Origin of the sequence: Vibrio hannami (assembly GCF_029589055.1) — a bacterium.
Lineage (GTDB): Bacteria > Pseudomonadota > Gammaproteobacteria > Enterobacterales > Vibrionaceae > Vibrio > Vibrio hannami.
On sequence record NZ_JARQZP010000007.1, the window covers coordinates 1,201,826 to 1,214,836 of the forward strand.

A 13,011-nucleotide genomic window follows, 5' to 3' on the forward strand; every position below is an offset into this window, starting at 1 on the left:
TTTGCCTCCTACAATGAATTCAAAAAATGCAATCAGCGCATCCCGTTCGTTTTTGCTCATCGCCAACACTTTCTGTTTAGAAAGCTCCGACTCACCACCATGCCACAGGACAGCTTCCATCAGATTTCTGGCACGTCCATCATGTAGGAAATATGTATGACCGTTGACTTCTTCTGTGTAGCCAATTCCCCACAACGGCGGTGTACGCCATTCGTTACCGCTAGCTAGGTATTCTGGACGGTTATCCGCTAACCCTTCCCCCATATCATGCAGAAGCATATCGGTATAAGGATGAATCAGCTGTTCTGATAGAGCTGGCAAGCCCTCTCTTTTGGCGGTTTTAATGTTAGTGCGGTGGCAGGACTCACAGCCCGCTTGCTGGAACATTTTCTGACCCAACTTAACCTCTGGAGCATTGACATTTCGCCTGATTGGAACGGCCAGATGCTGAGAATAGAATTCAACGAATTTAAGAATCTTTTCACTAACCTCTATATCGCCGCCATTAGGCAATTCAGAGCAGACTGTTTGATTTACAGTGCAGTTCTCGTTGCTAAATAGTGCGCTAGTGATACCAACGTCGCCATTAAATGCCGCTGCGTTTTGTTGCATCAAATTCGGCTGTCCTGCTTTCCAGCCGAACCGGCCTAAAGAGTAATCACCCTTTTGTGCGTCCCAAACCCGGTTCGCTTTTCCCGTTACGCCGTCACTAGACTTCACCTGTTCTTCTGCAATAGCAAGAATTGTCGACTCCGGAATAGATTCTAGTAGACCAAGTCCAATCATAGGAGGAGCTACTCGTGCAGACATCATGGTCTCCGGGTGCATCTCACCATAACCAAGGTTGTCGATTTTCAGAGTAGGTTTTCTTAACGTTACCTTCTCATCATCATTAAAGCGTACTACGACATCCTGATAGCTAATCTTGATCTGTCCTTCCGGAGTCGCTTCTGGCAAAGCAAAGTCTTGCAGTTGGCCACCATAGACAGGCTCAGGAATCGCACCATCTTTTCTTTGTTGTTCTTTTTGTTCAGGTGTTACTGCAGGAATACTTAATCGAACCAGCATTGAAACTGCGTTTTGGTCACCTGCTTCTGGCGGATGTCCCCGGCCATCTTTTATATGACAGTTTTGACAACCATTGGTATTGAACAGCGGACCGAGACCATCTCTTGCATCTGTAGAAGCCGGAGCCTCAACCCAGGGGTTACGGAAAAAACTATTTCCGACACTAAAATCCAATCTTTTGCTTAAAGGCAGGTTGTTAGCTGGTAGAGAAAAGGCATTAGCCCCCTCTTTTTTCACGCTGGTCTTACCGCCAGATGCAACATCATATGCGTTTGATGCAAATGAGGTAGTAATACCCAAAATCAACGCAAATAACAGACTACTTTTCTTCATATTGCTTCCATTAGTTAAACCCTCTGACTCTGCAGAGGGCTACTTTTTATAGTTCTTATTTTAGAATTCGTGATCAGCGGTATCAGGATTCAGGCTATCAATACCAACTATGGATGCTGCTTTTTCAATAGAAGCTGTTTGCTGAACCAGAGCCATAATCGCATCGTTAACAAGAGCGTTACCAGACTGATTACCTGAAGCTATTAACTGGTCAAAATGCACGCCAGCGTTTGCAGAAGTAACGATAGTACCTAACTGAGCACGAGCCAGATCGAAATCTTTCTGAATCGCTTTAGCCGCTGCTGCGTCTTTCTGGCTAACTAAGTTATGGATGCTCGGGCCAGACAATAGTGTTCCGTCGGCTCTCAAGTAAAGACCGGTATAAACGTTGTAAATGCCCTGCTCGTTATAGTAGTGAGAGTTGTGAGTATTGTCAGAAAAGCAATCATGCTCATCTTCCGTTGAGTTCGCTTCCAGAGCAACTTTCATGCGCTCTCCCGCTAGTTCACCCAAAGAAAGTGACCCCATACCAAACATCATTTTACGAAGGTTGTTTTCTGCTGTGTCCGCCAAAAACTCTGCGCGATAGTTATCTTTAATGCCTGGTGCCCACTGGTTCGCCATCCATGCAAGATCTTGAATAAGTAGTTGAGACACGGCTTTTAGATACTCACGACGGCGTTCACAATAACCATTTGTGCATTCAGAGCCAGTAAGGAAATCAGTATATGGACGATTACCAGCACCAGCATTAGTGCCATTCAGATCTTGCCCCCATAACAGGAACTCAATTGCATGATAACCTGACGCAACGTTAGCTTCTGAGCCACCTACCTCATTGAGGTTAGCAATCAGCTCAGGAGTAATTGTCTGTGCATCAATTTTCTCATTGCCTACAAGAATAGACTCATTGGCGATGATATTGGCTTTGGCACCTTCATTACCCAGTTCGTACTGATAATCACCGGATACATAGTCAATCAGACCTTCATCAAGTGGCCATGCGTTTAGCTGACCTTCCCAGTCGTCTACAACTGCATTTCCAAAACGGAAGACTTCTGATTGCTGATACGGTACACGCGAGTCAAACCATGCTTTCTTAGCCTGCTGGAGTGTCTTTTCTGAAGGGGATTGAAGAAATTGGTCGATCGACGTATCCAGCGCCTTAGCAGTACCCAGAGCATCACTAAATACTGCATGAGCAATATCCGTATAATGTTCGACCACCTGCTGCTGCGTTACTTTTGTCGCAGCGAATGCTGCACCACTGTTCAGAGCAATGGCCATGGTTACTGGCGCAATCGCTTTGCGATAAATTGTCATTGGCTTGTCCTTGTTGAGCAAATATATATTTATTGTATATGCGAATCATTATCATATCGCTTTGCAAATAATATCTATTTGCATTTGGTTTTCAAGCCATAAACAAAAAAACCTCACACAGGTGAGGTTTTTTTAATCAATCTTTTACAAATTTACTTGATATCGAGCTTATGCTTTCCGTGAGAAACCTTAGCTTTTAGGTAGCTTTCATTGCCATGTTTAACATGAGCAGAAGTATTAACTACCTCTTCGATTTCAATGCCAAGATCAGTTAGGTCTTTTATCTTTTTCGGGTTGTTAGTAATAAGCCTGATCTTATCTAGTCCCAACGCTTTTAGCATAAGTGACGCGTCGGTAAAATCACGCAAATCATCGCCAAAACCAAGGTGGTTGTTAGCTTCATAGGTGTTCATACCTTCACTCTGCAAGCGATAAGCGTCTATCTTGTTATACAAACCGATACCGCGACCTTCCTGACGAAGATAAAGAATAATACCGCCCTGCTCCCCCATCTTGTTGATGGTTTCTTCTAGTTGTTCACCACAGTCACAGCGAGAAGAATGAAACACATCGCCGGTTAAACACTCTGAATGCATACGAACAAGAGGGATCTGATCAGACTTATCAGCAGCTTTAAAAATTAACGCAACATGTTCTTTGTCGCTTTGAAGATCGGTAAATGAAAGGATTTCAGCATCAATATTACTTTTTAATCCAACTTTCAAATCTACTCTGGCACGGACTTCCGCCATAACTTTTGCTCACTTTCTAATGTTGTACAGCAAACATTGGGCTGCACTTACTTGATCTATTTTAGAGAATATATTTTAGAGAATACACCGTAGATTGGGACTCAGCGATAAGAATTCAATAGCTTAATCAATAAACGGTTTTGTTATAGTATAACAAAACCGCATAGGTTCAACCTTAAAATAAAAGTGGATATTATTGATTTGGCTTTCTTTTCACTGCTTTAGCTGCCAATGCAACACCACCAATAAGGATTAATATAGGCAAAAACCACAGTATATGTCTTAGGAGAGACCACAGGATCATACAGAACAAAATCACCAAAACGGCGAGTCATATACTCAACAACCTCTTGTTCAGAACTCCCCTCTTTCATCATCTCAAATACTTTCAGGCGCAAGTCTTTCGCAATAGGTGAATTAGATTCGATCAGATTTTGGTTCTGGCACTGAGGACAGCGTAATTGCCTCGCCAAATCGATGGAGCGTTTACGTTGTTCTTCACTGTCAAACTCAAAAAGATCGGCCTTAATCGATATTTCTTTATTGCTGTCGTAAAAAATGGTGTTGTCCTGTGTGTTGCTCTCTGCGTGAGAAAGCATAGACAGCAATAAAGCAAGACATGAGATCACTACCCTTAGGAAACTACCCATTACATCTCCTCTTCGATATAAGGTTCAAACTTCTGCTGCCAAATATTTTGATCGATAACACCGCTGAAGCGAGTCAGTATCTTTCCTTCAGGGCTGATTAGAAAAGTTTCAGGAGCACCAATGACACCTAAGTCCAGGGCTAACGTACCTCGATGATCAAATAAGATATGCTTATAGGGGTTACCGAGTTCGTCGATCATTTTTAGCGCGGCTTTTCTGTCATCACGATAGTTCAGCCCAATGATATCAACACCTCGGTTCTTAAGAGCCATCAAATATCCGTGTTCTGATTTACAAGCAGCACACCACTCTGCCCAGACATTTATCAGACTATATTTGTTTGATGGAATAGATGAATTATTTAATAACTGGGTTTCATCGTGTAGTGACTGAAGAGAAAACTCAGGTACAGGTTCTCCAACCATGGTCTGGTTGGTACTTTCAGTTCCTCCTTCAAGCGCATAGAGAAATGCACCGAACACCGCGACTATAATTGCTACAAAACCGATTACTTTCGCTTTTGAACCAGATTTGTTTTTTACTTCTGACATATATACTTCTGCCTTTATTGACTAGGCGACTTCTTCACTATCTTTTTTTCTAACAAACAACGCTAATACGCCACCAAGCGTCATCAAAATACCGCCAAACCAGATCCACATGACATAAGACTTGTATTGAATACGAACAGCATAGCTGCCATCAATCAACTTTTCACCAAGCGTAATGTAGAGATCACCATGCCAGTAGTTGCGAATGCCGGGCTCTGTCATGTTCATCACCCGAACCTGATAGTGCCTTCTTTCAGGAATCGTTTTTTGCTTTTCGTTAATTAAGAAATGCGCTTTTTCCGAGGTATAGTTGGGTCCTACAAATAATTCTAGCTGTTCAAAGTTCAACTCAAAACGACCGAAAGAAACTTCACTTCCTTCATTCATTTTGGCGCTGGTTTCTATCGAGTGATACGCATTCATCCCCGCACCAGTTGCTGCAATTGTTACGCCTAGGTGAGCAAGCATCATTGGAGCCGCTTTCATCCACGCACTAGAAGGTAACTTCAAGAGCTGAAGGAGAAGGGTGAGGACAACTAAGATAGAAAGCGTCCATGTTAGCCACGGCATAAAGTGAATGCTGTCATACTGAACGCGATAAACTGCGAAGCCAAGTGCCGCTGAAACCAACAGAATAATAGTCAGACCACGGATACGGCCAGAAACATTAGGTTCTTCTTTCCAATTAAACCATGGTGCAACCGCCATCAACGCGAGAGCAACAAAAGTAAGTGGCGCAAACAGCGTATTAAAATAAGGCGCTCCCACAGAGATATTACCCAACCCCAAAAGTTGGAAAATCATCGGATAAAAAGTACCGAGGATAACCGTCAGCATCGCCACAGTAAAAATGATATTCCCGATCAGGAACATAAACTCCTTACTGGCTAGAGATTCGATACCGGCGGATTTTACAGAGTTAGATTTATAAAGCAGAGAACCAAATCCTCCAACAACCAAACCTAACAGGAGAAGCAATAGGATGATTCCACGCGTAGGGTCTATCGCAAACGCGTGTACCGAAGTAAGAATACCGGAGCGAACCACAAAGGTTCCTAATAAACTCAGAGAAAACGTGGCAAATGATAGTGTTAACGTCCAACGCACCAGCGTTTTACGGTGAATACCAGCTAAAAGGCTATGTAATAATGCTGTTCCGGTTAACCAGGGAAGTAAAGAGGCATTCTCAACTGGATCCCAGAACCACCAGCCTCCCCAGCCTAATTCGTTGTATGCCCACCATGCACCAAGCACGATACCTGCTGTCAGGAAAGCCCAGGCAAACAACGCAAACTTACGAGCATAGATTAACCACTCAACCTTATCTTCCGAATCCCAAAGCGCCGCCATCGCTAATGCAAAGCTAGACGCGAACCCAATATATCCGACATAAAGCAGCGGAGGATGGAAAATTAAACCAACATCCTGAAGCATCGGGTTTAAATCTCTACCTTCTTCAGGAATAACACTGTTGATTTCGAATGGGTTCGATGCGTATAAGGTAAAGAATGCAAAAGCACTCACAAATAATAGTGCGGTCAGAAGCGCATAATTCATAAATCGGGCTGGCAGTTTATTTTTCATAAACGCAATAGCAGAAGCCCAACAGGCCAGCATCATAACCCAAAAAAGCAGTGAACCTTCATGCCCTCCCCACACGGCTGCCGCTTTGAAAAAATCAGGCAAATGTGAGTTTGAGTGAGAAGAGACATAGCTCAGCGTAAAATCATCATAGATAAATGCTGCCGCAAGTATCCCGATGGAAATAAGTGAAAAAAGCGCACAGAAATGAGCGACACTTAATTGCACGGATATTGTTTCAGAGCGATTTCGTGAAATATCGTATACAGAAGTAATAATGGCAATAAGAGAAGAGACTGCAACAAGCAGTAGAGAAAAGTGACCGAATTCAGCTAGCATAATACCCGTTAAATTAGGGCCTTATTCTACATAGCGAATAAGGCCCGGTTAAATGTTTAAACTACAGTCAACTGACCAGCGTATAGGATAAACGTACGGAACATTAGTACGCCGATCAAGCCTAAACTGGTAACCAGCATGATAAATCCGGTCTTGTGTCTAACTTCTGATGGTGTGAAGGCATTTAATGCTAATGGAAGCAGCATACCCACACCAATAACACCAATCCAGAACCAGCTTGCCCAGAATCCCCCACCAAGTGCGTTAATAGCCGCAGCTTGAGCCTGGCCACCACCGAAGATCATACCGGTAAAGAAAGCGATCATGACAAACAGTTCAAACAGAACAACAGGTCTTTCGAAGCTGTGAACCCACTTCGCCGTCGCACTTTCTGAAGGTTGTTTAAAGCCAACAATACCAAACAGCATACATGCAGCAGCACCGGATGAAAGGCTAGAGAACAAGAACAGAATAGGCAGAATCGGGTTATTCAGCATCGGGAAGCTCTTCAGTGCTGATAACAGGAAGCCTGTGTAAGCAGCAAGAGCAAAGGCCTGAATCGCCAGCAACCATTCAATGCTGTTTTCATACTTCTGCAGCAGCTTAATGATGTTATCAACGAAGTTGAACTTGCCTTTCGCTATCATGTTCAGGAAATCCATAATGGTCTTTCTGAAAATGATAGCAATCCACATAAACAGGAAGATCATATAAGTCTGGAACAAAACAACACCCATAGACATTACGGAAGTAACGTTAAAGTGAATCATTATTTTCCAGAACATTAATGGCTTCGTTAGGTGGAACACCAGAATGGTAAGACCGCCGATGATACCGAAAGGTGCCAGCCAGGCTGTTGCTTTCAAAATACCATCTCTGGCAGGGTCACCCTCTATTACCTTACGTTTAAGGTAGATAGAGATCATTACACAGCCGGCAGACATACCTGCTAAGAACAGGTAAACCGCGATAGTCCAATCCCACACTAAAGGGACGTCAAATGCACTCATCATGATTAAATCTCCCCTTTCTCATGCGGAACTTTATAAAGCTTAGGTGCGGTACCTAAGTGCGCTTTGTCTCTGTAAACGACTTTATCTTTCAATACGGCGTTTATCTTCGAGTTTGGATCGTTCAAATCACCAAACGTCAGAGCTTTAGTTGGACAAGCTTCCACACAGCCAGGTAGTTTGCCAGCAGCAAGGTTAGTATCACGACAGAAGTTACACTTATCAGCAGAACCCTCTTCGGGATGGAAGAATCGAACCTGGTAAGGACAAGCGACGATACAGTAACCACAACCAACACACTTATCTTTATGTACGTCGACAATGCCGGTTTTTTCATCTTTATATGCAGCACCAGTAGGACACACCATCACACACGGAGCATTATCACAGTGCTGACATGAGATACGGTTGAACTTGTAATCTACATTCGGGTATTCCCCCTGAGGCTCACTACGGGTGATCTCTAAACGAGTCACACCTTCAGGAACACTGTTTACTTCGCGACAGGCATCCATACAAGCTGTACATCCGATACACTTGTTCTCGTCATAGACCATGCCATAACGTTTCACCTTCTCTTCAGGCTCATTCGCTTTTACTTTGGAGCTAAGCGCGCAGGTTGTTGCTACACCTGTAGTAAAAATTACCGCACCAGCGCCAGTCAGAAAATTACGTCTTGAACAACTCATTTCGCTTCCTCCTGCTTCTCAAGTAGCTGGTTGAAGTCTGAGTGACAGTCAACACACATCTTAATTAGCGTCTTACGGTCTTCGAACTGAAGCACGTTCAAGCCAGGATCTTTTGGTTTTCTCTTCTTAGTCAGTCGAGCTTGTTTGCCATTCTTTAGGTGAACATCATGACAGTTAGAACAGGTGAGATTCAAAGCGTGTACATCATGAGTCCAGCTTGCTTCCTGAAGTTTTGTAGGCTCATGGCAGTCCAGACACTCTTTGTTCGCCTTAAGCACTTCATCGTGGCTTAATAGCTTTTTCTTAGTTCCAGGCTGAGATTGAGCTGAAGCGTATTTGGTAACAACATCGGCTTTACGACGGTGTTTAGGGCCAATCTTATTGTGGCAATCTACACATCCTACAGTTTTACCTAAAATATTTGCGGCATCCTGTCCGTGTGTTTCATGTTGGGTTTTATCTGCGCCTTTATGACACTGAAGACATTTTTTATCTGCGCGCGCAGTTTTAAGCTTAACTGTCTTTTTAGCTGGTTCCGACTGACTAGCAGTAGCATCACCTGCAGCGACAGCTTGTGTAACTGAGAAACCATAGAGACATAATATAAGAAGTGACTTCAGCATTATGGCTATGGTCAATTTATTATTGGCCATTTTTCTTTCCTACATATCAGAATAATATTTGCACTTAAAAATCAGCTAAATACAAATAAACGTTGGAGTTAAAATTAATTAACTCCAAACGATAATGATTCTTATTTTAGAAAGCCACAACGCTAATGAGGCTATTATATATATCCAGCCGAATAAGCTAATGAATTATTAGCAAAATAGTGACCTATTTCACCTAATTAAAAAATGTTACGAATTATTAACTTCCTTACGCTTCAATAGCCTATAACACTGTAACTGCAAGACTTTTTGCTAACCCTTAAGGGGTATTTAAAATATTTCGTGTTCCAGATCACCTGTCTAAATTGATCTAAAACAATTTAGCAAATTTAGTGCAATGAAAGGTTAATTTTATTAGCTACTATATATGGGTATCTCTAAAAACTCTTATATTTAGAACTAGTCCACAACGCTAGTACAAATAAACGGAGTATGTGGGAATAAACAATACAAACATGGAGAAAACACCATGAAAAAACACTGGATGACGAAATCTCTAGCGATTTTGGCAGCTGGCATGATGTTTGGCGCAGCTACTAGCGTTGTTGCAGCGGATAAGATCGGCGACCCTCGAAACGACCAGTACGAGGCAAGCCATGCAGATCAATATGCAGGTTGGAAAGCGACTTCTGAAAGTTCTGAAATCGAAGATGCACTAGCACACGATCCTAATATGGTAATCATGTGGGCTGGTTACGGCTTCGCTAAAGACTATAACAAAGCTCGTGGTCACTTCTACGCAGTTGATGATGTACGTAATACTCTTCGTACTGGTGGACCAGTCGATGAGAAAACAGGCCCAATGCCTATGGCATGTTGGAGCTGTAAGAGCCCTGACGTAGCACGTGTTATCGACGAGCGCGGTGAAGACGGTTACTTCGAGGGTAAATGGGCGCGTCTAGGTCACGAAATCAATAATGCTATTGGTTGTGCTGACTGTCACGACACTCGTAGCGAAGAGTTCAAAAATGGTGAGCCTGCTCTAATGCTGACTCGTCCATACGTTGAGCGTGCATTCACTACTATCGGTATGCCATTCGATGAAATGGATGACGCTGATAAAGCGGGTGCGGTTTGTGCTCAGTGTCACGTAGAGTACTACTTCACAGGTCCTAACAAGACTGTTAAGTTCCCTTGGGACATGGGTACAAACGTAGACGAGATGGAAAAATACTACGATGCTCTTAACTTCAAAGACTGGACTCACAAAGTGTCTAAAGCTCCTATGCTTAAAGCACAGCACCCAGGCTGGGAAACATGGCGTCTAGGTATCCACGGTAAGAACGGCGTAGTTTGTGCTGACTGTCACATGCCTAAAGTTGAGAAAGATAACGGCGACATTTACACAGACCACAAAGTTGGTAACCCTCTTGATTCTTTCGACGTAACTTGTGCACAGTGTCACTCTCAAGAGAAAGAGTTCCTACAAGGCGTTGTTTCTACTCGTAAAGCTCAGGTTACTAACATGAAGCTTACTGCTGAGAAACACATTGTAGCTGCTCACTTCGAAGCTGGCGCTGCATGGGAAGCTGGTGCAACTGAAGCTGAAATGAAAGACATCCTAATGGATATCCGTCATGCTCAGTGGCGTTGGGACTATGCAATTGCATCTCACGGTGTACATATGCACGCTCCTGAAGTTGCTCTAGAAATTCTAGGTACTGCAGTAGACAAAGCTACTGACGCTCGTACTAAGCTCGTTCGTCTTCTAGCTAAGAAAGGTATTACTGAGCCAGTTCAAATTCCAGACATCTCTACTAAAGAGAAAGCGCAAGCTGCTCTAGGTATGGATATGGATAAGATGAATGCAGACAAGAAGAAATTCTTGGAAACATTAGTACCAGAGTGGAAGAAGAAAGCTGAAGCACGCGAAGCGGGCTACAACTACTAAGCTTCTAAGTCACTAAGCTACTATCAATTAATAATAAGCTTACTTACTCCGTAAAACCAAAAGCCAGCGACCCTCCCCCGCTGGCTTTTTTCTTGCCCTTAGCTGCTTTTATAACGTTTTTTCTTTTTTACCTTAAAGTCTTTTATCGGTTGATCTGAATCACATTTTCTATTCTAGCGAAGAATAACATTCAGACACTGTTAACTTGCCGAGGGTAATCCTTTGTATTCTTTCGATCATAGCCAGCCAGATAACCCTCTTTTGGAAAACCTAATCTTTGTCGCTGATGTTGTACTTGCCTGTCTTCTGGTTTTTCTTACTCTCTATCTGGATATCCGTTATTTCAGCAACCCTTTTAGTGAAACGTCATTAACTGAATTTAGCGCCCAGCTTCTTCTGCTATCAATTAGTATTCGATTTCTCAGGCACTCAAGAAACAATAGGGATAGGCAAAATGCTGAGCGCATCAATCACATCTATGTACTGGCTGGTATCTTCTTCACTGTCCTGCTCATCCGGGAACTCGATCAATGGTTTGATATAGTCACGCATGGCTTCTGGGTATACCCTGCTCTTAGCGCCGCTCTATATGGACTATGTTACCTCGTAAAGCATAGAACCGTGGCTTACCATCAATTACAAACCCTTCTAAGCCATAGATTTATGCCAATATTGCTGTTAGGTGTTGTGTTTCTATTGGTGCTTAGCCGTATTATGGGAATGGGAATGTTCTGGAAGGAAGTAATGGGAGACGACTATATGAGAATAGTTAAAAATGTCGTCGAAGAAGGTTCAGAACTATTGGCCTATTACATCATTGCCATTGGGACAATAAAGATCACTAAAAGCGAGTATGCCTGACGGATATACCCAATCAAACTTTGCCCTCGTTCCACACACTCCGTGTTGGAATGCATATCTGGCTCAAAGTAACCGATGGAGTTACTTATTTCTCCAGGCTGATCTGAACCTGTATTTGAATTAGTATGGGTGAAACAAATAGCTTCAATATGAATTCCCACGGGGGACCGTGGGAACTAGCAAAAACTTCAGACTCTGGTGCCCTCGTTCCAATGCTCCGCGTTGGAATGCATATCTGTCTCAAAGTGTCCGGTGGAGCAACTTCTTTCTCCGGGCTAATCTGTACTTGTATTTGATTTAGTTTGGGGGAAACAAATGGCTTCAATATGAATTCCCACGGGGGACCGTGGGAACTAGCAAAAACTTCAGACTCTGGTGCCCTCGTTCCACACGCTCCGTGTTGGAATGCATATCTGTCTCAAAGTATCCGGTGGAGCTACATCTTTCTCCGGGCTAATCTGAACCTGTATTTGATTTAGTATGGGTGAAACAAATGGCTTCGATATGAATTCCCAAGGCGGACCGTGGGAACTAGGAATACCCTACTGTTGTAACATCTCTTTTGCGCGGTTAATCGAGTTAATTACCGTTGTTCTGTCCAAACCTTGTCTTTCTGAATCCAATATTTTCTGCCAGGTTTCAATCGCATCTTCATAACGGAAACTAATAAAGTGATCATTGCCAATCAACATCAGCGCTGGATAGTTAAATTCATCCATTGATAGCGCTTCATCAAGCAACAATTGAATATTTTTGTTTATTCGCTGCGAGTTAGCATAATAATCCGCTGTCGCTTTCGCTGAAAATACGGAAGCTGTCGGGTTCTCTTCTAAACGAATTACATAACTAAAACACTGGGAAGCCTCTTCAAAACGATTAGAAGATAGATAACCATGCCCAAGCTCGTACCACAACTTCGAATTATTTCTATCTTCTCGCAGCTTATTTTCTATCTGTTCAATCAACTCAGCCACAGTTTTAGGCTCGGCCGCCACCTTTTGTTCCACATTATTTAAGGCGACTTCCAACTCTGCTGATTGATCTAGAGTGGTATACCAGATAGCACATGATACAACGACTACACAAACACCCAGTATTATGGGTTTACCGGGCTTACGACTTTTACTGAAATAGAGGTATAGCGCAGCAAGCAAAACAACAGCGGACAAAGAAAGAATTATAATAACCATATTTAAAGTAACTTCATGAAAATACTGAGCTAACCATAACATTATAAGCAATAAAAAACCGGGCAAAATGCCCGGTTTGAGATACTTGTAAGTTATCAGAAA

At 42.8% G+C, this 13,011-nt stretch carries 10 protein-coding genes and 2 pseudogenes; 2 read left to right on the plus strand and 10 right to left on the minus strand.

The annotated features are described in order from the left end of the window. Window positions 1-24: 24 nt before the first annotated feature. The 9 genes and pseudogenes from P7F88_RS19950 to P7F88_RS19990 all read right to left on the minus strand — a co-directional run. Window positions 25-1,401, minus strand: a pseudogene (locus P7F88_RS19950) (di-heme oxidoreductase family protein); the annotation flags it as partial. Between the two features lie 60 nt (window positions 1,402-1,461). Beyond that, on the minus strand, window positions 1,462-2,724 hold the full coding sequence (locus tag P7F88_RS19955; protein WP_277827622.1) for an imelysin family protein: 1,263 nt from the start codon (window positions 2,722-2,724) through the stop codon (window positions 1,462-1,464). A gap of 152 nt (window positions 2,725-2,876) precedes the next feature. Then, on the minus strand, window positions 2,877-3,476 hold the full coding sequence (locus P7F88_RS19960; protein ID WP_277827624.1) for a GTP cyclohydrolase II: 600 nt from the start codon (window positions 3,474-3,476) through the stop codon (window positions 2,877-2,879). 193 nt (window positions 3,477-3,669) lie between these two features. Next, window positions 3,670-4,126, minus strand: a pseudogene (locus P7F88_RS19965) (cytochrome c-type biogenesis protein). Continuing rightward, entirely contained in the window at window positions 4,126-4,677 is a 552-nt protein-coding gene (locus tag P7F88_RS19970) for a DsbE family thiol:disulfide interchange protein (RefSeq protein WP_277827626.1), read from the minus strand. The pseudogene P7F88_RS19965 and the gene P7F88_RS19970 overlap by 1 nt, the downstream one beginning before the upstream one ends. 21 nt (window positions 4,678-4,698) lie before the next feature. Continuing rightward, a complete protein-coding gene (locus P7F88_RS19975; RefSeq protein WP_277827628.1) occupies window positions 4,699-6,597 on the minus strand; it encodes a heme lyase CcmF/NrfE family subunit in 1,899 nt (632 codons plus the stop codon). A 56-nt stretch (window positions 6,598-6,653) separates the two neighbouring features. Further along, window positions 6,654-7,607, minus strand: a complete 954-nt coding sequence (gene nrfD, locus P7F88_RS19980; protein ID WP_277829238.1) for a cytochrome c nitrite reductase subunit NrfD — start codon at window positions 7,605-7,607, stop codon at window positions 6,654-6,656. Between the two features lie 5 nt (window positions 7,608-7,612). Beyond that, entirely contained in the window at window positions 7,613-8,296 is a 684-nt protein-coding gene (gene nrfC / locus P7F88_RS19985) for a cytochrome c nitrite reductase Fe-S protein (RefSeq protein ID WP_277827630.1), read from the minus strand. Continuing rightward, window positions 8,293-8,949 (minus strand): multiheme c-type cytochrome, encoded by a 657-nt coding sequence (locus P7F88_RS19990; protein ID WP_277827632.1) that lies wholly within the window; start codon window positions 8,947-8,949, stop codon window positions 8,293-8,295. Before P7F88_RS19990 ends, nrfC begins: the two co-directional genes overlap by 4 nt. A 487-nt stretch (window positions 8,950-9,436) precedes the next feature. On the opposite strand from P7F88_RS19990, the gene nrfA reads away from it, so the two are divergent. Beyond that, a complete protein-coding gene (nrfA, locus tag P7F88_RS19995; protein WP_422128291.1) occupies window positions 9,437-10,858 on the plus strand; it encodes an ammonia-forming nitrite reductase cytochrome c552 subunit in 1,422 nt (473 codons plus the stop codon). A 222-nt stretch (window positions 10,859-11,080) separates the two neighbouring features. Then, window positions 11,081-11,719: a hypothetical protein gene (locus P7F88_RS20000; RefSeq protein WP_277827634.1), complete on the plus strand. Its 639-nt coding sequence runs from the start codon at window positions 11,081-11,083 to the stop codon at window positions 11,717-11,719. A gap of 542 nt (window positions 11,720-12,261) precedes the next feature. On the opposite strand, the gene P7F88_RS20005 is transcribed toward P7F88_RS20000, so the two are convergent. Beyond that, window positions 12,262-12,909 (minus strand): tetratricopeptide repeat protein, encoded by a 648-nt coding sequence (locus P7F88_RS20005; protein WP_277827636.1) that lies wholly within the window; start codon window positions 12,907-12,909, stop codon window positions 12,262-12,264. Window positions 12,910-13,011 lie beyond the last annotated feature (102 nt).